The 22,519-nt window shown below is 66.6% G+C and carries 19 protein-coding genes and 1 pseudogene; 10 read left to right on the top strand and 10 right to left on the bottom strand.

All coding sequences use genetic code 11. The annotated features are described in order from the left end of the window. The first annotated feature begins 10 nt into the window (after positions 1-10). A complete protein-coding gene (pbpC, locus tag ACUVWL_RS01820; RefSeq protein ID WP_111206446.1) occupies positions 11-2,392 on the top strand; it encodes a penicillin-binding protein 1C in 2,382 nt (793 codons plus the stop codon). A gap of 116 nt (positions 2,393-2,508) precedes the next feature. Here pbpC and ACUVWL_RS01825 read toward each other — a convergent pair whose 3' ends face one another. Further along, entirely contained in the window at positions 2,509-3,084 is a 576-nt protein-coding gene (locus tag ACUVWL_RS01825; RefSeq protein WP_014648036.1) for a ferritin-like domain-containing protein, read from the bottom strand. Positions 3,085-3,113: 29 nt separating this feature from the next. Then, a complete protein-coding gene (locus ACUVWL_RS01830) occupies positions 3,114-3,596 on the bottom strand; it encodes a peroxiredoxin (protein WP_111206448.1) in 483 nt (160 codons plus the stop codon). Positions 3,597-3,857: 261 nt separating this feature from the next. Here ACUVWL_RS01830 and ACUVWL_RS01835 point away from each other — a divergent pair, with 261 nt between their 5' ends. Next, complete coding sequence (locus tag ACUVWL_RS01835; RefSeq protein WP_012511838.1) at positions 3,858-4,745, top strand: DnaJ C-terminal domain-containing protein; 888 nt, start codon at positions 3,858-3,860, stop codon at positions 4,743-4,745. Positions 4,746-4,843: 98 nt separating this feature from the next. On the opposite strand, the gene pilH is transcribed toward ACUVWL_RS01835, so the two are convergent. Both pilH and ACUVWL_RS01845 read right to left on the bottom strand, forming a co-directional pair. Next, a complete protein-coding gene (gene pilH, locus ACUVWL_RS01840; protein ID WP_014648033.1) occupies positions 4,844-5,215 on the bottom strand; it encodes a twitching motility response regulator PilH in 372 nt (123 codons plus the stop codon). Between the two features lie 88 nt (positions 5,216-5,303). Beyond that, positions 5,304-6,299: a YhdH/YhfP family quinone oxidoreductase gene (locus tag ACUVWL_RS01845; protein WP_053495211.1), complete on the bottom strand. Its 996-nt coding sequence runs from the start codon at positions 6,297-6,299 to the stop codon at positions 5,304-5,306. Between the two features lie 153 nt (positions 6,300-6,452). Here ACUVWL_RS01845 and hflK point away from each other — a divergent pair, with 153 nt between their 5' ends. The 5 genes and pseudogenes from hflK (at position 6,453) to ACUVWL_RS01870 (ending at position 11,742) form a co-directional block, all read left to right on the top strand. Then, positions 6,453-7,586 carry an FtsH protease activity modulator HflK gene (gene hflK / locus ACUVWL_RS01850; RefSeq protein WP_005418335.1) on the top strand — a complete coding sequence of 378 codons (1,134 nt, stop codon included), beginning with the start codon at positions 6,453-6,455 and terminating at the stop codon, positions 7,584-7,586. Beyond that, positions 7,583-8,446: a protease modulator HflC gene (hflC, locus tag ACUVWL_RS01855; protein WP_014648031.1), complete on the top strand. Its 864-nt coding sequence runs from the start codon at positions 7,583-7,585 to the stop codon at positions 8,444-8,446. The genes hflK and hflC overlap by 4 nt, the downstream gene beginning before the upstream one ends. Positions 8,447-8,513: 67 nt before the next feature. Then, positions 8,514-8,699, top strand: coding sequence for a DUF2065 domain-containing protein (locus tag ACUVWL_RS01860; RefSeq protein ID WP_005414170.1), 186 nt, complete (start codon positions 8,514-8,516; stop codon positions 8,697-8,699). 971 nt (positions 8,700-9,670) lie between these two features. After that, on the top strand, positions 9,671-10,963 hold the full coding sequence (locus tag ACUVWL_RS01865; RefSeq protein ID WP_014648029.1) for an adenylosuccinate synthase: 1,293 nt from the start codon (positions 9,671-9,673) through the stop codon (positions 10,961-10,963). Between the two features lie 116 nt (positions 10,964-11,079). Beyond that, positions 11,080-11,742 (top strand): annotated as a pseudogene (locus ACUVWL_RS01870) (hypothetical protein). Here the strand turns inward: ACUVWL_RS01870 and ACUVWL_RS01875 are convergent. From ACUVWL_RS01875 to ACUVWL_RS01885, 3 genes are all read right to left on the bottom strand, one after another. After that, a complete protein-coding gene (locus ACUVWL_RS01875) occupies positions 11,672-12,334 on the bottom strand; it encodes a M23 family metallopeptidase (protein WP_445978774.1) in 663 nt (220 codons plus the stop codon). The pseudogene ACUVWL_RS01870 and the gene ACUVWL_RS01875 overlap by 71 nt on opposite strands. A 4-nt stretch (positions 12,335-12,338) precedes the next feature. Beyond that, on the bottom strand, positions 12,339-13,301 hold the full coding sequence (locus ACUVWL_RS01880; protein WP_445978775.1) for a L,D-transpeptidase family protein: 963 nt from the start codon (positions 13,299-13,301) through the stop codon (positions 12,339-12,341). Positions 13,302-13,471: 170 nt separating this feature from the next. Continuing rightward, positions 13,472-15,475, bottom strand: coding sequence for a CARDB domain-containing protein (locus tag ACUVWL_RS01885; RefSeq protein WP_445978776.1), 2,004 nt, complete (start codon positions 15,473-15,475; stop codon positions 13,472-13,474). A 233-nt stretch (positions 15,476-15,708) separates the two neighbouring features. On the opposite strand from ACUVWL_RS01885, the gene ACUVWL_RS01890 reads away from it, so the two are divergent. Then, on the top strand, positions 15,709-17,832 hold the full coding sequence (locus ACUVWL_RS01890) for a methyl-accepting chemotaxis protein (protein ID WP_445978777.1): 2,124 nt from the start codon (positions 15,709-15,711) through the stop codon (positions 17,830-17,832). Between the two features lie 86 nt (positions 17,833-17,918). Here the strand turns inward: ACUVWL_RS01890 and ACUVWL_RS01895 are convergent, their stop codons facing one another. After that, a complete protein-coding gene (locus tag ACUVWL_RS01895; protein ID WP_032960023.1) occupies positions 17,919-18,206 on the bottom strand; it encodes a hypothetical protein in 288 nt (95 codons plus the stop codon). Positions 18,207-18,339: 133 nt separating this feature from the next. Between ACUVWL_RS01895 and ACUVWL_RS01900 the strand changes: the two genes are divergently transcribed. After that, positions 18,340-19,041 carry an alpha/beta fold hydrolase gene (locus ACUVWL_RS01900; RefSeq protein ID WP_032960035.1) on the top strand — a complete coding sequence of 234 codons (702 nt, stop codon included), beginning with the start codon at positions 18,340-18,342 and terminating at the stop codon, positions 19,039-19,041. A gap of 8 nt (positions 19,042-19,049) precedes the next feature. Here ACUVWL_RS01900 and ACUVWL_RS01905 read toward each other — a convergent pair whose 3' ends face one another. Together ACUVWL_RS01905 and ACUVWL_RS01910 are read right to left on the bottom strand one after the other, a co-directional pair. Beyond that, positions 19,050-19,538 carry a hypothetical protein gene (locus ACUVWL_RS01905; protein WP_014648023.1) on the bottom strand — a complete coding sequence of 163 codons (489 nt, stop codon included), beginning with the start codon at positions 19,536-19,538 and terminating at the stop codon, positions 19,050-19,052. Between the two features lie 22 nt (positions 19,539-19,560). After that, entirely contained in the window at positions 19,561-21,651 is a 2,091-nt protein-coding gene (locus ACUVWL_RS01910) for a catalase (protein WP_075077158.1), read from the bottom strand. A gap of 114 nt (positions 21,652-21,765) precedes the next feature. On the opposite strand from ACUVWL_RS01910, the gene ACUVWL_RS01915 reads away from it, so the two are divergent. Continuing rightward, positions 21,766-22,488 carry an AraC family transcriptional regulator gene (locus ACUVWL_RS01915; RefSeq protein WP_014038112.1) on the top strand — a complete coding sequence of 241 codons (723 nt, stop codon included), beginning with the start codon at positions 21,766-21,768 and terminating at the stop codon, positions 22,486-22,488. Positions 22,489-22,519: the final 31 nt, after the last annotated feature.

Consider the following 22,519-nt stretch of genomic DNA (forward strand, 5'->3'; position numbering starts at 1 on the left):
GCAACCTGCAATGAACAACACGATGTCGATCCGGCTGGCGGCCCTGCGCCGCCGGCTGCAGCCGCTGTGGCCCTGGCTGCGCTGGGGTACGGCCGCCACGCTGGCGCTGCTGCTGGTGCTGGATTTCGCCTTCCCGCCACCGCTGCCGAAGCAGCGTGATACCAGCACCCTGGTGGTGGCTGCCGACGGCACGCCGCTGCGTGCATTCGCCGACGCCGAGGGTGTGTGGCGCTACCCGGCTTCGATCAACAGCGTCTCGCCGCTGTACCTGCAGGCGTTGCTGACCTACGAAGACCGCTGGTTCTGGCGGCATCCGGGCATCAACCCGCTGGCGATCCTGCGTGCCAGCGGCCAGCTGCTGCGTGGCGGCCGCATCGTTTCCGGTGGCTCGACCCTGACCATGCAGGTCGCCCGCATCCTCGATCCGCATACGCGCACGCCGTGGGGCAAGCTCAAGCAGATGCTGCGCGCGGTGCAGCTGGAAGTGCACCTGAGCAAGCAGCAGATTCTGGCCCTGTATCTGGAGCGCGCGCCCTACGGCGGCACCATCGAGGGGGTGGAAGCGGCCAGCTGGGCCTACCTGGGCAAGCCGGCGGCGCAGCTGTCGCATGCCGAGGCCGCGTTGCTGGCGGTGCTGCCGCAGGCGCCGAGCCGGCTGCGCCCGGACCGTCATCCGGAAGCGGCGCAGAAGGCGCGCGACAAGGTGCTGTCCCGCATGAACGAGCTGGGCGTGTGGACGGCGGACGAAGTGGAAGACGCGCGCATCGAGAACGTGGTGGCGCGCTCGCTGCGCCCGCCGCTGCACGCCGCGCTGCTGGCGCAGCGCCTGCACTCGGCGCATCCGGGCCAGGCACGCATCCAGAGCAGCATCGACATCGGCCTGCAGCGCACGCTGGAAGAACGCGTGGCCAGCTATTTCTCGACGCTGCCGGAACGCACCTCGGCCGCCCTGCTGGTAGTCGACAACCAGACCCTGCAGGCGCGTGCCTATGTCGGCACGCTGGCGTTCGGTGACCGGCAGCGGCTGGGCCACGTGGACATGGTGCAGGCCTGGCGGTCGCCGGGCTCCACGCTCAAACCGTTCCTGTATGCCATGGCGCTGGACGATGGCCTGATCCATTCGGAAAGCCTGCTGGTCGATGCGCCGCAGAGTTTCGGCAGCTACCGCCCCGGCAACTTCGACATGGCTTTCAATGGGCCGATTGGTGCCTCCAGCGCGCTGCGGCTGTCACTCAACGTGCCCTCGGTGGACCTGCTGCAGCGGGTCGGTCCGGCGCGCTTCGCGGCACGCCTGTCGCACTCCGGCATCCAGCTGCGCTTCCCGCCGGGCAGTACACCCAATCTGTCGCTGATCCTGGGCGGCACCGGTGCGCGGCTGGAAGATCTGGTCGGTGCGTTCGCAGCGCTCAACCGCAACGGCATCGCCGGGCGCGTGCGCTACACCGATGACGAACCGATGATCGAGCGTCGCCTGGCCTCGCCGGGCGCCAGCTGGATCGTGCGCGAGATGCTGGAATCGAATCCGCGGCCGGGGTATAGCGTCGGGACGTTCGATGTCGGTGGCCGCCCGCGCGTGGCGTGGAAGACCGGCACCAGTTACGGGTACCGCGATGCGTGGGCGATCGGCAGCACCCGCCACTACACCGTGGGCGTGTGGGTGGGGCGGCCGGACGGTACCCCGTTGCCGGGCCAGTACGGCGCGGTGACCGCGCTGCCGCTGATGTTCGAGGTGGTGGACAGCCTGCCTCGCCAGCGCGGTGATTCAGCTGCTGCACCGATGCCGGCCAGTGTCAGCCAGGAGGACGTCTGCTGGCCCACCGGCGAACGTGCCGAGGGCCTGCCAGCGGCGCTGTGCCAGCGGCGGATGTCGGCCTATCTGCTGGACGGTGCGGCACCGCCGACCTTCCCCGAGCGCGAGGCGCGGCGCTGGCAGCCGGGGCGGCAGCGTTACCTGGCCGACGCGCGGACCGGTCTGCGTGTATCCGCTGATTGCCGTTTGCCGCATCAGGAAGTCGCGCGGGAGATCGCGCGTTGGCCGGCGTTGTTGTCGCCGTGGCTGCCGAAGGCCACGCGCGAGGCTTCGCAGCTGCCGGCGCTGTCGCCGGACTGCCGCGACGACGGGCGTGAGGCCAGCGTCGCGCTGCACGTGGACGGGCTCAATGACGGCGCCACGCTGGCGCGCGCGCCGAATTCCGAGCACGGCGTGCGCCTGCAGCTGCGCGCGCTGGGCAGCGAGCAGGCGGTGGACTGGCTGCTGGATGGACGCTGGATTGCACAGACCCACGGCGCGCAGCTGATGCAGCGCGAGTTCGCCGATCCGGGCGCACACACCCTGACCGCGCTGGCAGCCGACGGCGCGTGGACGCAGGTGCGGTTCAACGTCCTGCGATAGGTGCTGGGAATGGCCCGTCGACCCGACGCATCCGTGCTCTGGTAGGTGCCAACCTTGGTTGGCACACGATAAATGCGCCCACCAAGGTGGGCATCTACCGAGCGTTTGCGGGGCCGCTATTCCCCGATCCACCCGTCCAGCAGGTCGGCGAACTCGTCGGCGTGTTCTTCCTCCTGCGCCAGGATCTCTTCAAGGATGCGCTTGGTGGTGGTATCGCGGTCGCCGATGAAGTTAATCATCTCGCGGTAGCTGTCGATGGCGATCCGTTCAGCCACCAGGTTCTCGCGCACCATGTCGCGCAGGTCGCTGCCTTCCTTGTATTCGGCATGCGAGCGCGTGGTCAGCGTATCCGGGTTCAGGTCCGGCTCGCCGCCAAGCTGGACGATGCGCTCGGCCAGCTTGCCGGCGTGCGCCTGTTCCTGCTGCGCATGCTCGAGGAACTCGGCCTTGACCGCGTCGGCCAGCATGCCCTTGGCCATGAAATAGTGCCGGTAGTAGCGCAGCACGCACACGTACTCGGTGGCGAGGGCATCGTTGAGCAGCTTGATCACCACCTTGCGGTCGGCGCTGTAGCTGTCGGTGATCGCGCCGTCTTCGATGTTGTGCCGGGCACGCTCGCGCAGGGTCTGACGGTCACTGATGCCGGGAATCCCGGCGGCGGGCTTGCTGGCTTTGGCTGGCTTGCTGGACATTGCTGGCCGTTTCCTTCTGCGGTGGGGAATCAGGTAGGCAGGTGCTCCAGCACGTACTCGGCGGAAGACACCTCGAACTGGCCCGGCTGCTCGATCCAGGCCGCACGCACCACGCCATCGACCACGTACAGCGCGAAGCGGCGCGAGCGCATGCCCATGCCCGAGGCGCTGGCATCCAGCTCCAGGCCGAGCGCGCGGGTCAGCTCGGCATTGCCGTCGGACAGCATCAGCAGGCCGTCGGGCACCTTCTGGTCGGCTGCCCAGGCTTTCATCACGAACGGGTCGTTGACCGCCATGCAGTAGACATCGATGCCGCGCTGGCGGAAGGCCTCGAATTTCTCGACGTAGCCGGGCAGGTGGCGGGCCGAGCAGGTGGGCGTGAACGCGCCGGGCACCGCAAACAGGACGACCTTGCGGGCGTCGAACAGCGAATGCGTATCAAGCGTTTCGATGCCCTCGCGGATGCGCTTGAGGGTCACTTCCGGAATGCGGTCGCCGACATGGATGGTCATGGGGAACTCCTTGCTGGGGCAGGCTAGTGGGCCGGATGGGACAGGGGCGTCAAGACATTGGAAAACCCGTGTGCAGGCCCCATCTTCAGGCGTTGCGGCGGGGGCTTCCAGCCACAGCCTGGGGCATCGGGATGGCAGCGGCATTGCGCAGGATCAGTCGGCCTCACCGGGGCCGCACGAGGGGCGGCGTAGCATCGCCGGCGCGTAGAATGAACCCGGGGCGGCGCCACCGGCGCGGCCGAAGCAGATCGAGGTAGCTGGATGGAATTCAAGGATTACTACGCCACCCTGGGGGTGGAACCGAGCGCGGGCGAGGCGGAGATCAAGACCGCCTACCGCCGGTTGGCACGCAAGTACCACCCGGACGTCAGCAAGGAGGCCGGGGCCGAAGACAAGTTCAAGGCGGTCAACGAGGCCTACGAGGCGCTGCGCGATCCGGAAAAGCGCGCAGCCTACGACCAGCTGCGCGCGCAGGGCTATCGCCCGGGCGAGGAGTTCAACGTGCCGCCGAACTACGGCGGCGCCGGCGGTTTCAATTTCGAGGAAGTATTCGGCGGTGGTGGCCCCAACGGCGGCTTCAGCGACTTCTTCGAAAGCCTGTTCGCGCGCCAGCGTGGCGGTGCCGGTCCGGGCCCGGGCTTCAGCAGCCAGGGCCACGCACCCAACCGCGACACCCGCGCCAAGCTGTCGGTCCCGCTGGAAGCGGCCTACAGCGGCGACAGCCTGCGCATCACCGTCAACGGCAAGCAGCTGGACGTGCGCGTGCCCAAGGGCATCCGTCCGGGCCAGGTGATCCGCCTGGCAGGGCAGGGCAACCATGGCGGCAACCTGCTGCTGGAAGTGGAGTACGCCGCGCATCCGCAGTTCGAGGTCGATGGCCGCAACATCCTCTATACGTTGCCGGTCACGCCCTGGCAGGCCGCGTTGGGCACCAGCATCAGCGTGCCGACCCTGGGCGGTGCGGTGGAGCTGAAGATCCCCGCCGACTCCGATGCCGGCCGCAAACTGCGCCTGCGTGGCCGGGGCCTGCCGGGCAGCCCGGACGGCGACCAGATCGTTGAAATCGAGATCGTGGCCCCGGCCGCGACCGACGAGGCGCAGAAGAAGGCCTACCGCAATCTGGCCAAGGCCTTCGGCGAGTCGATCTGAGCACGCCTTGCGGTCGTGCCGGCCGCTGGCCGGCAATTTCATGACCTGGGACGGTGACGCGTGGTTGCCGGCCAGCGGCCGGCACGACCACGCGCGTCTCAGCCCTGGCCGGCGAACACCCGCTCCAGCACCTCGGACAGCTCGTCTTCCGAGAACGGCTTGGTGATGTAGGCCTTGGCGCCCTGGCGCATGCCCCACATGCGATCGGTGTCCTGGTCCTTGGTGGTCACCAGGATCACCGGGATATGCCGGGTCGCCTCGTCGCGGGCGAGGGTACGGGTGGCCTGGAAGCCGTTGAGATTGGGCATCACCACGTCCATCAGGACCAGGTCGGGCAGCTCGGCCCTGGCGGTTTCGACCCCGGCGGCGCCATCGGTGGCGGTCAGGATCTGGTGCCCGAGCTTCTCGACGATGCGCTGTATCCCCAACAGCTGCGACGGTGAGTCGTCGACGATCAGAATGCGTGCCATGTTGTTCCCCATGTAATGCCCGCAGTGTAGTGCGGGCTCATTACCGGCGGGAGGGGGGCACCTGCCGTCCGTCGCCTGCCTGCGACGTTCAGTCGATCCGCACCACCGTGCGGCCCAGCGATCCACCCGCCAGCATCCGCTCGAACACTGCCCGGAGGCCATCAAGGCCGACCTCGGCGGTGCAGATGCGGTCCAGGTGCTGCGGCTTCCACTCACCGCCCAGGCGCGACCACACCTCTTCGCGCAGCCGGCGCGGCGCATTGGCCGAAGACACGCCGAGCAGCGACACACCGCGCAGGATGAAGGGCATCACCGTCATGTCCAGCGTCGGGCTGGCCGCCAGGCCGGCGCTGACCACGCTGCCGTAGGGCACGGTCTGCGCCAGCAGGCTGGCGAGCATGGCGCCGCCGGCATTGTCCAGGCCCCCGCCGAAGCGCGCCGACTGCAGCGGGCCGGTGTCGGCCAGCGCCTCGCGCGGCAGCACCTCGCTGGCACCGATGTCGCGCAGGAAGTCGGTCTGGTCCGGCTTGCCACTGACCGCGTGCACGGTGTAGCCGGCACGGCTGAAGATCGACAGCGCCAGCGCACCGACGCCGCCGCTGGCGCCGGTGACCGCCAGCGGGCCGAGCTCCGGGGTCTGGCGGTTGTCCTGCATGCGCAGCAGCGCCAGCGCCGCCGTGAAGCCGGCGGTGCCCAGCACCATCGCCTCGCGCGGGCTCAGCCCGGCCGGCTGTGCAATCACCGCACGCGACTCCAGCCGCACATACTGGCTGTAGCCGCCGTCACGGGTCTCGCTGAGGCCGCAGCCGGTGGCCAGCACCGCGTCGCCTTCACGCCAGGCCGGGTCGGTGCTGGCGACCACGGTGCCGGCCACGTCGATGCCGCCGACCAGCGGGAAGCGGCGCAGGATCTTCCCCTTGCCGGTGCCGGCCAGGGCATCCTTGTAGTTGACCGAGGACCAGTGGGCGCGGATCAGCACCTGCCCGGGGTTGAGGTCGTCGACACCGAGCCGGGTCAGGCCGCTGCGATAGCCGGCGTCGTCGTTTTCGATGCGGAAGGCGGTGAACGGGGTGGTGGGGGCCATCGGCGTTGCCTGACTTCGAGGAAAACGCCACCTTACCCCGTCGTCGCCCTTTCGATCCTGCCGATCCGCCCCATCTTGTATGATCGGTAATGGTTTCACGGCTGGCGCCGCGGGAAGGGCCCGCGCCGCAGCCCACATCTTGATGGAGCGTGCATGGCCTGGAATACACCCGGCGGCAACAAGGGCGGACAAGGCCCCGAGGACAATCGACGCGGGCCGTTCGGGTCGCGCGGCGGTGGCAATGGTGGTGGCTGGGGCGGACTGCCCGGGCCGCTGAAGGACCTGTTCGACGGCGGCATCGTGCGTTGGGTGGTGGCGGCCGTGGTGCTGCTGGTGCTGTTCTCCAGCTTCCAGCTGATCGGTGAGCAGCAGCGTGGCGTGGTCCTGCGCTTCGGCCAGTTCTCGCGCATCCTGCAGCCCGGCCCGAACTTCAAGCTGCCGTGGCCGATCGAGTCGGTCACCAAGGTCAACGCCACCGAGATCAAGACCTTCTCGATCCAGGTGCCGGTCCTGACCCGTGACGAGAACATCGTCAACGTCTCGCTGAACGTCCAGTACCGCATCGACGATCCGCAGCAGTACCTGTTCGGCACGGTCGATGCCAACCAGGTGCTGGAGCAGTCGGCGCAGAGCGCGGTGCGCGAGGAAGTCGGCCGCGCCGACCTCAATGCCGTGCTGAACAACCGTGGCCCGCTGGCCGTGGCCGCCGAGGAGCGCCTGCAGGCGCTGCTGAAGGCGTTCAAGACCGGCCTGACCGTGACCGGCCTGACCCTGCAGGACGCCCGTCCGCCGGAGGAAGTGAAGCCGGCCTTCGACGAGGTCAATGGTGCCCAGCAGGTCAAGGAACGCCTGATCAACGAAGCCCAGGCCTACGCCGCCAAGGTCGTGCCGGAAGCCCGAGGCCAGGCCTCGCGCGCCCGTACCACCGCCGAAGGCTACAAGCAGGCGGTGGTGTCCAAGGCCGAGGGTGACGCGCAGCGCTTCAGCCTGTTGCAGGCCCAGTACAAGGACGCGCCGGAAGTGACCCGCAAGCGCCTGTGGCTGGAGACCGTGCAGCAGGTGCTGAGCGAGAACCGCAAGGTGATCGGCGGCGATGGCCGCCAGCTGATCTACGTGCCGATGACCGGCGACACCCGTCCCACCACGTCGGCCCCGGCCGCAGTGGCAAACCCGGACGTGGTCATGCCGTCGCTGCCGGGCGCAGCGGTGGAAGCTTCCCGTGATCCGGGCCGGCCGGTGGGCCGCCCGACCGGGCGACCGAGCGGCCGTGAGGAGGGCAGCCGATGAAGAGTCCTATCTGGATCGCCGTGATCGTGGCGGTGGTGCTGGGCCTGCTCGGCTCGGTGTATGTGGTCCGTGAGGACCAGACCGCCATGGTGCTGAACCTGGGCAAGGTGGTGCGGTCGGACATCAAGCCAGGCCTGCACTTCAAGGTGCCGGTGGTGGAAACGGTGAAGGTCTTCGACCGCCGCTTCCAGGTGCTCGACACCGCGCCGGCGCGCTACTTCACCGCCGAGCAGAAGGACGTCAGCGTCGACTTCTTCGCCATCGGCTACATCTCCAACGTGGGTGACTACTTCCGTGCCACCGGCGGCGACCCGCGCGTGGCCAACGCCCGCCTGGCGCCGATCATCACCGATTCGCTGCGTAACCAGATCAACTCGCGCACCCTGCAGCAGCTGGTGTCCGGCGACCGCAGTGAGCTGATCGCCGAGCAGTTGAAGGGAATCAACGAGGCCGTGGCCGGCCTGGGCATGCAGATGATCGACCTGCGCATCAAGCAGGTGGACCTGCCCACCGACAGCCAGGTGATCAACGATGTGTACGAGCGCATGCGCGCCCAGCGCAAGCAGGAAGCCGCCAAGCTGCGCGCGGAAGGCGAGGAACAGTCGCTGACCATCCGCGCCCAGGCCGACCGTGACAGCACCGTGCTGATCGCCGAGGCCGAGCGCGATGCACAGCGCCTGCGCGGTGAAGGTGATGCGGAAGCCACCCGCATCTACGGCAAGGCCGGTTCGGCTGACCCATCGTTCTACGCGTTCTACCGTAGCCTGGAGGCGTACCGCGGCTCCATGACCGACGGCAACGGCGTGATCGTGCTCGACAAGAACGACCCGTTCCTGCAGTACCTGAAGAACGACCGCTGAGCTCGCAGGGCATTACCCCACGGGGCCCGGCCAACTGCCGGGCCCCGTGCTTTTTCCGGAGTTCCCGATGAAAGATCTGTTCGCCGCCGTCTGCCTGGTCGCGGTGCTGGAAGGCCTGTTCCTGTTCGTCGCGCCGTTCGCCTGGAAGCGCATGGCCGAACGCCTGCTGGACCTGCCCAGCCCGGCCCTGCGCAGCTTCGGCGGACTGGTGCTGCTGGCCGGCCTGAGCCTGCTGTGGTGGGTGCGGCACTAGACGCCCCGGCGCGGCCGCCTGCGTCTACGGGCGTGGCCTGGCCTTGGTAGCTGCCAACCTTGGTTGGCATTGCCGGCCAGCGGCCGGCACGACCGGGCGGGGCGGCTGACCGACCTGCACCTGCGTGGCCTGGCCCTGGTAGATGCCAACCCTGGTTGGCGTTGCCGGCCAGCGGCCGGCACGACCGGGCGGGGCCGCTGACCGACCTGCACCTGCGTGGCCAGGCTCTGGTAGATGCCAACCTTGGTTGGCATTGCCGGCCAGCGGCCGGCACGACCGGGTGGGGCAGTTGACCGACCTGCACCTGCGTGGCCTGGCCCTGGTAGATGCCAACCTTGGTTGGCATTGCCGGCCAGCGGCCGGCACGACCGGGCGGGGCAGCTGACCGACCTGCACCTGCGTGGCCAGGCTCTGGTAGCTGCCAACCTTGGTTGGCATTGCCGGCCAGCGGCCGGCACGACCGGGTGGGGCGGCTGACCGACCTGCACCTGCGTGGCCAGGCTCTGGTAGATGCCAACCTTGGTTGGCATTGCCGGCCAGCGGCCGGCATGACCGGGCGGGGCAGCTGACCGACCTGCACCTGCGTGGCCCGGCTCTGGTAGATGCCAACCTTGGTTGGCATTGCCGGCCAGCCGCCGGCACGACCGGGCGGGGCAGCTGACCGACCTGCACCTGCGTGGCCAGGCTCTGGTAGATGCCAACCTTGGTTGGCATTGCCGGCCAGCGGCCGGCACGACCGGGCGGGGCGGCTGACCGGCCGGTGAAGCCGTCCGTCGGAAAGGTGGCAGCGGACCCCGTAAACCCGGATAATGCACAAAAGCCGGACGGGCCTCCCCGTTCGGCTTTTTCCGTGTCTGGGCCCTCCATCGCCGGCCGCTCCCCGTTTGGAGCCGCCCTCCAGGTGCTGGCCAGCCCCGCCACGGTTTACCCGTCCGCGGCCCCGATGGCCGCAACAAACCGAGGAGCCCGTCATGGGTCAGTCTGTCGTAGTGTTGGGTGCCCAGTGGGGCGATGAAGGCAAGGGCAAGATCGTCGATCTGCTCACTGAGGAAATCGGCGCCGTCGTGCGCTTCCAGGGCGGCCACAATGCCGGCCACACCCTGGTCATCAACGGTAAGAAGACCGTCCTGCACCTGATCCCGTCGGGCATCCTGCGTGACGATGCGCTGTGCCTGATCGGCAACGGCGTGGTGATCTCGCCGGCCGCGCTGCAGAAGGAAATCGCCGAGCTGGAAGCCTCCGGCGTGGAAGTGCGTTCGCGCCTGAAGATCTCCCCGGCCGCGCCGCTGATCATGCCGTACCACATCGCCCTGGACCAGGCGCGCGAGCGCGCAGCCGGTGGCAAGGCGATCGGCACCACCGGCCGCGGCATCGGCCCGGCCTACGAAGACAAGGTGGCGCGTCGCGGCATCCGCATCGCCGACCTGCACTACCCGAAGCAGCTGGAAGAACTGCTGCGCACCGCGCTGGATTACCACAACTTCGTGCTGACCAAGTATCTGAACACCGATGCGGTCGACTTCCAGAAGACCTTCGACGAAGCACTGGCCTTCGGCGAATACGTGCAGCCGATGAAGTCCGACGTGGCCGGCATCCTGCACGACCTGCGCAAGCAGGGTAAGCGCGTGCTGTTCGAAGGTGCGCAGGGTGCGCTGCTGGACATCGACCACGGCACCTACCCGTACGTCACCAGCTCCAACACCACCGTCGGTGGTGCGCTGGCCGGTTCCGGCGTCGGCGCTGATTCGATCGACTACGTGCTGGGCATCGCCAAGGCCTACGCCACCCGCGTAGGCGGTGGCCCGTTCCCGACCGAGCTGGACGACGAAGTCGGCCAGGGCATTCGTGACCGCGGCGCCGAGTACGGTGCGTCGACCGGCCGTCCGCGTCGTTGTGGCTGGATGGACATCGTCGCGCTGAAGCGCGCCGTGGCCATCAACGGCATCAGCGGCCTGTGCATCACCAAGCTGGACGTGCTCGATGGCATGGAAAAGCTGAAGGTCTGCATCGCCTACGAATACAACGGCAAGCGCACCGAGTACGCGCCGCTGGACGCGCAGGGCTGGGAAGAATGCACCCCGGTGTATCTGGAGTTCCCGGGCTGGAGCGAGAACACCCACGGCATCACCCAGTGGGACGACCTGCCGCCGGCCGCACGCGCCTACCTGCGTTCGCTGGAAGAGCTGGCCGGCTGCCCGATCAGCATCGTCTCCACCGGCCCGGACCGCGACCACACCATGGTCCTGCAGGATCCGTTCGCCTGAGGTGGCGCCGGGCCATGCCCGGCGTTGGTGACAGGAAAAGCCCCGCGCACGCGGGGCTTTTTCGTTACTGTGTGGCCAGGCCAGCGGGGAAGCGACGCGATGACCAGGATGTCAGCGTGAAAGGCGGGACGGTAGTGCGGGTCACCCTGTGGGTGTCGTGGAGCCTGTGGTGCATGGCCGGCCTGGTACTTGTGCTGGGTGCAGCCGCCAATGCCCTGGCTTCGCGCACGCAGACGGTGCCGCTGGTGCTGCGCCCTGGCGCAACCGCCCAGATCACCGTCTACCGCCTCATCGATGACCAGCTTCGGCTGCGCCTGCGCTATGCCGCGGACGGTACAGAGGCTGACCCTGAAGTGCTGCTGCGCATCGAAACTCCGACCGATCATGGAGACTTCCGCGCAGGGAAGCGTTGAGGAGTGGCCGGGCAGGGCATCGACCGCGCGCTGGTATCGGTTGAGTCCAGCGGCCTCATGGCCTCCTACTTTGGTTACGGTCGCGGCGACGCATTGCCACGCGGCCGCTCATGGCTGCGGGTAACCGTGCTGGAGGTGGATCCGGCGCTGGCGGGACGCACTGCAGACATCGAGCTGCAGCCGCCGCTGGGTCTGCTGAAGCTGACCGACCTGGACTACCTCTGGCTGTGGCCGTTCTTTTTCTGGAAGATGGCGGCGCTGTTCCTGCTGATTCCGGGGGCTGCGTTGACTGTCTTCACTGTGGCGTTGCGGCGCCAGCAGCGCCGGGCATCGGTGCCGCCGACTTCAGCAAGGGATAGGGATTGATCGACTCTCCCTTCCACCACTGCTTCTCCGGCCCCAACACATGCACTTCGAAGTGCAGGTGCGGGGCCTCGGCGCTGGCATTGCCGGTGCTGCCGACGTAGCCGATCACATCCCCGCGCTTGATCGCCTGTTTCTCGGCCAGGCCATCGGCATAGCGCTGCAGGTGCGCGTAGTAGTAGCACCAGCGTCCGCTGGGCTCGAACTGGTAGATCGTCAGTCCGCCGCGTTCGCTGTCGAACAGTTTTTCCACCGTGCCATCAGCCACCGCGAGTACCGGAGTACCGGCATCGGCCAGGATGTCGATGGCATCGTGCGCGCGGCCTTCGCTGCGTGCATCGGTGAAGGTATCGCGCAGCTGCGAGGCCAGGATGCCCTGCACCGGCAGCAGCAGGCCGGACGGTGCATCAGTGGCGCTGGACGGCGACAAGGCCGTGGGAGCCGGAGCGCCTACGCGCGGCATTGCAACCGCAGCGACCGCTGGTTGCACTGCGGGCGGGGAAACCGCCACCGGCTCACCCGCATCGTGGTGCAGCCACCAGCCTGCTCCCACGCCCAGCAGCACGCCCAGCACGATCAGCTGCGAAAGACGCATCGGTTCACTCCTGCATCACCACGGGTACCGAGGTATCCACTGCGTCGGCCACACGCACCGCATCCCAGTTGGTCATGCGTACGCAGCCATGCGATTCGGTCTTGCCCACGTGGCTGGGTTCGGGCGTGCCATGCAGGCCGTAGTGTGGCTTGGACAGGTCGATCCAGACCCGGCCGACCGGATTGTTCGGGCCCGGCGGCAGCGTCGCCTTCTTTTCGCCCTTGCGCGCATCCCAGAACAACTTCGGGTTGTAGTGGAACGGCGGGTCGCGATACACGCCCAGGATCTTCCATTCGCCGATCGGCAACGGGTCGTGCTGGCTGCCCGACGACACCGGCACCTGCGCGATCAGCTTGCCCTGCGCATCCAGCAACTGCAGGGTGGAGTCGGATTTGTCGACCACGATCTTCGCCGCCTTCGGCAATGCCGCTGGTGCGATGTTGGGCACTTGGATGCGGCTGCCAGCCTTGCTCAGATCCACGCCGGGATTGAGCACCTTCAGCAACTCCGGCGAGGCGTGGAAGCGCTCGCCCAGGGCTTCTTCCACGCTGCTGAAACCCAGCGATTTCAGTTTGGCCTGTGCGGCAGGTCCTTTCGGTGTGGCCTGGAACGGGCCGGCAACATCCTCGGCAGTCAGCGTGTAGCTGGCCAGCGGCCCCACCGTATCAGCCTGCAGAGCCTTCCAGGTGGCGTCGTCCAGCTCACCCGTCGCGGTCAGCCCATGCGCGGCCTGGAAGCCCGCCACCGCGCGTCGCTGGTTGCTGCCCACTTCGCCATCGATCTGGCCAGGCGAGAAATTCGCGCGATCCAGCAGCACCTGGGCATGCAGTGCGGAGCGCACTGCGGTGTCCGGGCCGGCCTTCTCGGCAATGGGGGCGGGCAGGTTGGGCGCAGGGGGCTGCGCGAAGGCGGGTGATATCAGTAGCGACAGGACGAACAGTACAGGATGGGGTACACGCATGGGCATCTCCGGCATTCACGGAACTACCATGCCTGTGCGCAATGCAGGACTGATGTGAAAAGAATCTGACGCCGGGATGAGTGGTGCCAACGTGACCATCCCTTGTGGGGCCGCGTCTGCACATGGAAAGCAACGAGGGCAGGCGACCACGGATCCGTCGCCGCCTGCCCTGATGTTCAATCCACAGTAACCATGATGTCGATGCTGTTGTTGTCCTCCCGTGACTCGCTCACGGTGTTCTGATCGTCAACCAGCAGCTGGATGGAGTGCACCCCTGGGGTCGGGCGCCAGACGTCGTTGTAAGTCCTGACATTGACGCTGGCGCCGGGTGCCAGGGTGTAGTTCTGGAGGCCGCCCCATACGCAACCTTCAATGAAACACTGCCCGTTCTTCATGGCCATCAGCCCAATCCAAGGCGCGCTGGCGGCGACCGAGCCGACATTCTCGATGGTTGCGGTGAACGAGGTTGCATCGCCGGATTTCGGACGCAGCGGCCGTGAATGGGCGCTGGTGATCCGAAGGTCTGGCTTGTCCGAGACCTGGATGATTCGAGCCAGCTGGTTGTTGCCCTCATTCGACTCCTGGATCAGCCCTTGGTCGTCAACAATGGAGGTGATCTGTTGCTGGCCACCCGCAGCTGGCCAAACGGGGCCTGCGGGGCTCAACCATACGGATTCGCCCGGCGCCAAGGCCGTTGTCAGGCCACTCCAGGGGCAGCCACTGGCTGGGCACGCGCCGTTTACCAGATAGACCGCTCCGAGCCAACCCGCAGGTGCGGGCATTGATCCGCGGTTGGTTACCGCCGTGCGGAATGTCACTGCATCGCCTGGCTTGAAACTGGCTGGAATCGTTTCGATCAGGTATGGCTGCAGATCGGGCAGATCCCCCACCATGATTTCCCGGGTCAACTCGTTGTTGTGTTCGTCGAGTTCCTTGATGCGGTCCGCGTCATCAGCCAACACGGTCATCGCATGCAGCCCTGCCGAAGGTGTCCAGCTGGGTCCCTGGTTCAGATCTATGGTGGCCTGTTGACCAGGGGCCAGACTGATGGTCAAGATTCCCCATTGGCATCCTCCCTCGAAACACTGTCCCTCCTCATGGACGAGGACACTGTGGTGATTCATGGGAGACGGAGCATTGCCGGCATTTCGGATGGTTGCCCGGAAACGGACTGGCTCCCCTGCCCGGAACTGGCTTGGAATCGTGTCGATCCGCGTGACCTGAAGGTCCGGTTGATGCGTGAGGTCATCGATCATTGAGTTGAAGATGGCAGGGCAGTTCTGCCCGTCGAACTGAAAATCAGGGCGTGCACCCGGCCAGAACGCAAAGTAGGCGCTGCCTAGGTTGCGAGGGCGGTCCGCTCCATACACGGCTTGCAATGAAGCTTCGAGTTTCACCCGGAAGCTGGTGCGCAGTCCGGGGTCATTGCAGCTGGTGTAGTTGAAAGCAGGAAGGACCGGAACCATTCCACCTCCCAGCAATCCGTGCCGTTTCCATTTGTGGTACTGAGCGACCTGTTCGTTGACGGTGTTCTGATACTGGTCAACGAAGACGACATCCTGTGCGTGTGGGCTCATTGCGTACTGGATCTGGACATCGCTCAACGTGCCCATCAGATTGGCGATGATCACCGGGCGCGCGGATGCATCGGGATCCGCTTGCCGAAGCCTTTCGTAGACCAGTTCCTGGAAGCGCTTGCAGATACCAAGGTTCTGTGGTGTCTGTGGCAGAGCTGGTTCGTCAAAAGTGTAGTAACCAACTACGATGTCTGAGTTCTGCAGGGCAAGTGCAGCAACAGCGTCAAGCTCCTGTTGAAGCCAGTCTGGTAGACGCTCGTTGCCAGGAGAGCAGGCACTGCCGGGATCTGCGTACCAGGCGTCGTGAACGGGTCCGTTGAACTGGAGCAGCACTTTGAATCTGGATAACAGCGGGTCCTGCCGCAGCGCCTGCAAACGGGAGCTGAGTTCACCCGTATTCCATCCTGTCACGGGAATCACATTCGCGCCGGCATTGTGCAGCTCGGTCAGCTGGGAGCGGACTGCGGGGTCAGCATTGCCGATGATGTTGTACGCGTAGAGGAACTTGAAGTTGCTTCCGGTGTATGCGTCCTGGGCGTGCGCGGACTGTGGGCTTGTCATGCAGGCAAGCAGGAGCGGAAGTGCACTGAGATAATGCCTCATGGTCGTCCTTGTACGATGGCGAGGGTGGCCGAGGTCTGGCATCTTGCAGATCAGCGGTGGCCCAGCATAACGGCAACAACTGCGTGGATCAGACCGCCTACGGAGATGCTGCGCATTCGTTGCTGGCAATGGCGATGCAAATGTGAATCGCGCCCGAAGCGTTCAGAATTTACGGGTCAAGACCCAGCATGAGGCCGCCGATAAGGCCACATCCCCCCGTATTGGATACCCCCATGAACTACTTGAGGAACGTCAGGGTTGCTTGGCGTCTTGGGCTGGGCTTTGGCCTGTTGCTGCTGCTGGTCGCCGCCGTGGTGGCCACCGGCGCCACTGCCAGTGTCGTGCAGAAGCGCGCGATGCAGCAGGTGGTCGACGTCAGCGTGGCCAAGGTGCGCCTGCTGTCGCAGATGCTCGATGCCAACAACCAGATGATGGTCGTGCGCCGCGAAATGCTGATCCGTCAGGGCGAAGACCGCGGCAGCGACGAGAAGCGCATCGCCGACCTGGTCAAGCGCTATGAGGCCAGCTGGACCGCCTACCAGGCGCTGCCCAGCGATGCCCAGGGCAAGACCATCGCGGAAACCATCGCGGCCAAGCGTGCCGTTGCGCGCCCGCTCAACAAGCAGACCAGCGAACTGATGGAGCAGGGTGATTACCCTGGCGCCGTGGCGCTGACCCTGGGCCCGGTGCAGGAAGCGGCCAACGGCTGGAACAAGGCGCTGTCCGATGGCGTGGACTTCGAGGAGAAGGAAAGCCGTGAGGCTGCCGCCGAAGCGATCCGCCTGGGCGAACGCAGCCTGCTGCAGCTGCTGGTGCTGGGCGGCGTCGCGCTGCTTGCCGGCATCGGCGCTTCGGTGATGATTGGCCGCAGCCTGACCGGCCCGCTGGCGCGCGCGGTGAACCTGGCCGAGCGGCTGTCCAAGGGCCAGCTGGACCAGGAGTTCCGCCTCGGTGGCCGGGATGAGCTGACCCAGCTGGGCGAGGCCATGGCCAGCGTGCGGCAGAGCGTGCAGGCGGCGATCGGCGCGCAGCTGCAGATGGCTGAGCAGCACGAAGCGGGTGCGATCCGCTATCGCATGGACGACAGTGCCTTCCCCGGTGATTTCGGCCGCATGGTGCAGGCCACCAACAGCCTGGTCGAATCGCACGTGCAGGTGGAGCTGCTGATGGCCGAAGTGATGCAGCGTTACGCGATCGGCGACCTCAGCCGTGACCTGCCGGACTACCCGGGCGAGAAGGGCACGCTGACCCGCACTCTGGCCGCGGTAAAGCAGAGCCTGATGGCGATCAACGCGCAGATCGATGAACTGGCCCGTGCGGCTCGCGCCGGCGACTTCAGCATGCGTGGCGATGCTGCTGCGTTCCAGTATCAGTTCAAGGCGATGGTCGAACACCTCAACGGCATGATGGCCAGTTCGCAGGCCAGCATTGCCGATGTTTCCGACGTGCTGCGCGCGATCTCGCACGGTGACCTGACCGCACGCATGGACGGTGAGTACGACGGCGTGTTCGCACGCATGCGCGACGACGCCAATACCACCACCGCGCAGCTGACGGGCATTGTGCGGGGCATCCAGGTGGCTGCCGACAGCATCAACAACGCGGCCCAGGAACTGGCCGCCGGCAACAACGACCTGTCGCGCCGCACGGAGCAGCAGGCGGCCAACCTGGAGGAAGCTGCCGCGTCGATGGAGGAGCTGACCTCCACCGTGCGCCAGAACGCCGAGCTGGCGCGTCAGGCCGACAGCGAAGCGCATGCCGCCGGTGCCGCCGTACGCGAGACCGAGCAGGCGATGGCGCAGATGGCCTCGGTGATGGGTGAGATCGATCATTCCTCGGCACGCATCTCGGAAATCTCCACCGTTATCGACGGCATCGCGTTCCAGACCAACATCCTGGCGCTGAACGCTGCGGTGGAAGCCGCGCGCGCGGGCGAGCAGGGCCGTGGTTTTGCCGTGGTCGCCAGCGAAGTACGAACGCTCGCGCAGCGTGCCGGCGTCGCCGCCAAGGAAATCAAGGAGCTGATCGAAGACGCCGCTGCCAAGGTGAAGAGTGGCCTGGCGGTGACCGTTGAATCGGAAGCAGCGATCGCACGCGTCGCCCAGGCCAGTTCGCGCACCACCCAGCTGATGAGCGACATCGCAGCGGCCAGCAAGGAACAGGCCGCCGGCATCGAGCAGGTCAACCAGGTGGTGGTGCAGATGGACCAGGTGACGCAGCAGAACGCGGCCCTGGTGGAAGAAGCCACTGCGGCGAGCCGCGCGCTGGAAGAACAGGCGCATGCGCTGACCACGTCGGTAGCGGTATTCAAGGTGGAAGGCGCAGTGGCTTCGGCCGTGCCGCGCCGTGCAGCCTGAGCAGGCTGCTGACCCCGTGACAGGAATACGGCCGCCTTGAGCGGCCGTATTTGCATTGCCCGCTCAGGCAGCAGGGAGGATCGCCCTCATTGCTCCAGGACGCTGCCGAGCATGGCCCCAAGCACGTACAGCACGCCAAGCGTGGGAGGAATTACCAGAAGGTAGACGGTGATCCAGGTCATTCCGGAAAGCCAGCGTCCCACGCCGATGACGTTGAGTGCTGCGGTCTGCAGCATCACCGGCAGTTGCATGAGGATGTAGGCGCTCTTGGGGTCGCTGTTGGACCGGGCATCGAGCACCAGCCAGGTGGTCAGCGCGAGATAGAGCGCGCATAGGGCAATGCCGGTCCAGCTGAGCCAGCGTGGCTTGCGCATGCCGCCTTCCTCGTCTGTCCGGGGCCATCAGGGTAGCGCCGCGACCAGCGGCGTGCACTTCCCTGGGTCGAGCCGATAAGCGAAGCTGCGCGGCAGCGAGTCGTGCGAAGGGACCTGAGAAGTGAGCAATGTGATGAACGCCGTGATGCTCCCGATCGTGATGCTGCCCGGGCTGGATGGCAGCGGCCTGCTGTCGACATGCTTCGTGGAAGCGATGCAGGACCAGGGGGTTACCGTGCAGGTGCTGCCGCTGCCCATGCACGGGCCACAGGACTACGTTACATTGGCGTCGATCCTGCGCCCGCAGCTTCCCATCTCTCCCTTTGTGCTGCTGGCTGAATCGTTTGCCGGGCCGCTGGCTATTGAACTGGCGGTGGCTTCACCGCCGGGGTTGCGCGGATTGATACTGAGTACGACCTTCGCGCGGCGACCGGTGCCGCTGCCAGCGGCGAGCGCACGCTTGCTTGCCCCTGCATGGCCACCGCCGCCGCTGGCGTTGCTGGCCCGGCTTCTGCTGGGGCATTGGCGGACACGCATGAACCTTCGCGAGCTGCGACATGCGATCGCTGCGGTACCGACCGCGATCCTGCGGCAGCGCGCTGCGGCGACACTGCAGATCGATGTCCGCGCGCAGTTGCCGAAGCTCACGCTGCCGACGTTATGCCTGCATGCACGACAGGACCACCTGTTGTGGCCGCCCAGCGTGGCCGAGCTGCAGGTCTTGTTGCCCGATGCCCGGCACGTATCGCTGGAAGGGCCGCATCTACTGCTGCAGGCCCGTGCCGAGGCAGCCGCAGCCGAAGTTGCCGCATGGATGAGGGCGCTCCCCTCCTGATCGAAGACTCAGCCGCGTGCACGCGTGCGCGCGGCTTTCTTCGCCGCCGCCTTGCGCACGGTCTTCTTCGCGGCCCGCGTCTTGGCTGCCTTCTTCGCGGCGGCGCTCCGCGCGGCGGCCGTACCCGCCTTCTTTACCGCTGCCTTCTTCGCCGTCTTCTTTGCGGCCTTCTTTGTCGCGGTCTTGCGAGCCGGTGCCTTCTTCGCCACCGCCTTCTTCGCAGGTGCCTTCTTCGCCGCCGTCCTCTTGGTTGCGGCCTTCTTTGTGGCCGATTTCCTGGCAGGCGCCTTCTTGGCAGCCTTCTTGCTGGTCGCCTTCTTCGCGCCCTTGCGGGCACTGCCGGCGCGCTTGCCGCCGCCGTCCTGCTTGTTCACGGTGGCCCAGGCAATGCGCTCGGCGGTGCCTTCACTCGCGCCGCGATCACGTTCGCTTTCCTCGATGTGCTCGGCCTGGCGCTTCTGCTTTTCGGTGTATGCGGATTTGTCACCACGGGGCATGACGATTCTCCTGTCGTTGTGGTCAGGCCAGCAGGCGCAGCTTGGGCTCGCGCGCCCACTGGCGGGTGGCGGCCGCCGCCAGGAATGCCTTGGCGTCTTCTGCTTCGACGATGCCGGGGTCGTTGCCGACGCGCGCCGCCTTCAGCAGCACCTGGCCGCCCGCGTCGCTGGCGATGGCCTTCAGGTGTGCCCACGCCTGGCTGACGAATTCGACGGCTGCACTCTCTTTCGACAAGGCCTTCGCGGCTTCAAGGCTGAGCACCACGGCTACTGCATCGAACACGGCTGACGGGGTGCCCGCCAGCTGCCCATCTGCCGCCTGCAATGCGCCATCGCTCAGCGTGGCGCCTCCCACTTTTGGCGCGACCAGCTTCACGTCTGCACCTGCCTTCCGGACGGCCTTGCTCAGGCTGGCAATCACGCGCGCGTCGGAGCCTTCGTCGAACAGGATGCCGATGCAGCGACCCTGCAGGGTGGGCTTGTTACGCCCGATCACGCGCACCTCGGGAGCGGGCGGCATGTCCCGCACCGGCGTGGCGGTTGGGGCCGGGTCGGGCAGCGCAGGCAGGGCCAGGCCATCGGCCACGCGCTGCGCCAGCGCGTCATCGATGTTGCGCAGGTGGCTGACGGTGCGCACCCGCACCTTCAGCGTTTCCACCTTGGACAGCTCGAACACCAGCGCCGATGCCAGGTGCGCCTGCTCCGGCTTTTCCAGGCTGCGGAAGAACATCCGGGCCTGGCTGTAGTGGTCGGCGAAACTCTCCGCGCGGGTGCGGCCCTTGCGGCCATCGTCGGCGCTGGCATGGCTGCGGAATCCGGCAGGCGTCTCGCGCGGGGTGTCGTCCTGCAGCGAGCTGGGATCGTAGGCGACGCGGCCCTTGGGCACCTGCATCTGCATGTGGCCGTCGCGCTGATGATTGGCAAACGGGCACTTCGGTGCATTCACCGGGATCTGGTGGAAGTTCGGGCCGCCCAGGCGCAGCAGCTGGGTGTCCAGGTAGGAGAACAGGCGGCCCTGCAGCAGCGGGTCGTTGCTGAAGTCGATGCCGGGCGGCACGTTGGCCGGGCAGAACGCCACCTGCTCGGTCTCTGCGAAGAAGTTGTCGGGCCAGCGGTCCAGTACCATGCGCCCGATCACCTGCAACGGCACCAGCGATTCGGGAATGATCTTGGTCGGATCCAGGTGGTCGAACGGGAATGCGTCGGCGTCTTCTTCGGTGAACAGCTGCACCGCCAGCTCCCATTCGGGAAAGTCGCCGCGCTGGATGGCCTCGAACAGGTCGCGGCGATGGAAGTCATTGTCGGCCGATTGCAGTTTCAACGCTTCGTCCCAGACCGTGGACTGAATGCCCAGCTTGGGCCGCCAGTGGAACTTGACGAACGTCGACTCGCCAGCCTCGTTCAGCAGGCGGAAGCTGTGCACGCCGAAGCCTTCGATCATCCGCAGCGAACGCGGGATGGCGCGGTCGCTCATCGCCCACATGATCATGTGCATCGATTCGGGCATCAGCGAAATGAAGTCCCAGAACGTGTCATGGGCCGACGCGGCCTGCGGGAAGGCGCGGTCCGGCTCCATCTTCACTGCGTGCACCAGGTCCGGAAACTTCATCGCGTCCTGGATGAAGAACACCGGGATGTTGTTGCCGACCAGATCCCAGTTGCCCTCCTTGGTGTAGAACTTGACCGCAAAGCCGCGCACGTCGCGCGGGGTATCCACCGAGCCTGCGCCACCGGCCACGGTCGAGAAGCGGGTGAATACCGGCGTCTTCACGCCGACCTCGGTCAGGATGCGCGCGCGGGTATGGGCTGCCAGTGATCGGGTCAGCTCGAAGTAGCCGTGTGCTGCGCTGCCACGTGCGTGCACGATGCGCTCGGGAATGCGTTCGTGATCGAAGTGGGTGATCTTCTCGCGCAGGATGAAGTCCTCCAGCAGCGTGGGCCCCCGAGGTCCCTGCCGCAGGGAGTTCTGGTTGTCCGCCACCGGAATGCCCTGGTCGGTGGTCATTGCCGGATGGCTGCCCCCGGCCTGCTGGTGCAGTTCATCGCCATCGCCCCGGCGGTGGCTTTCGGCAGGGACGGTTGCGCGCTTGCCGGTCGGCTTGCTGGCGGCCATGGACGTTGGCTCCGGATCATCAAAAGGAACCACGACACTGGAACCAGCCCCGTTAAACCACGGTCCGGCAAAGGTGAACGTACGGGCAAAAGCAGGCTCGGGTATGCTTGCCGCATGCGAGTCGAGCCCGCCGACATCGAAGCCCTGTTCGACGCCATCCCGGATGTGCTGTTCTTCATCAAGGACCGCCAGGGGCGTTACACCCACGTCAACCAGACCATGCTGCGGCGGCTGGGTCTGCGCGCGCGCAAGGACGTGATCGGGCGTACGGCGGCCGAAATCTACCCGACCGGCCTCAGTGCGGACTACGTTGACCAGGACGCCCGCGTGCTGTCCGGTGAGGTGATCGAGAACCTGATGGAGCTGCACCTGTTCGCCAACCGCGAACCGGGCTGGTGCCTGACCTGCAAGCGCCCGCTGGTGGTCGACGGGGCCATCGAGGGCCTGATCGGCATTTCCCGCGACCTTGGCCAGAAGGACAGCCTCGGCACCCAGTACGAGCAGCTGCGGCTGGCGCTGGCCCACCTCAACGCGCACTACGCCGAGAACGTGCGCATGCAGACCCTGCTGGACATCACCGGCTTTTCGCTGTCCAAGCTGGAGCGCAGCTTCCGCAAGGTGTTCCAGATGACCCCGCAGCAGGTGCTGACCCGGCTGCGGATCCAGATGGCCATGCATCTGCTGCATGGCGACGACAGCATCGCCTGCATCGGCCAGGCCTGCGGTTTCAGCGACCAGAGTGCCTTCACCCGCAAGTTCAAGGCTGAAACCGGTTTCTCGCCGCGTGCCTATCGTGCCCGTATCGGTGGGAACGTCGGCGAGCCGGCGCTGGCCTGAGCGGCCTGCTGCGCTGTGCCTATCCCCGTGG

The organism is Stenotrophomonas muris, from assembly GCF_052751275.1.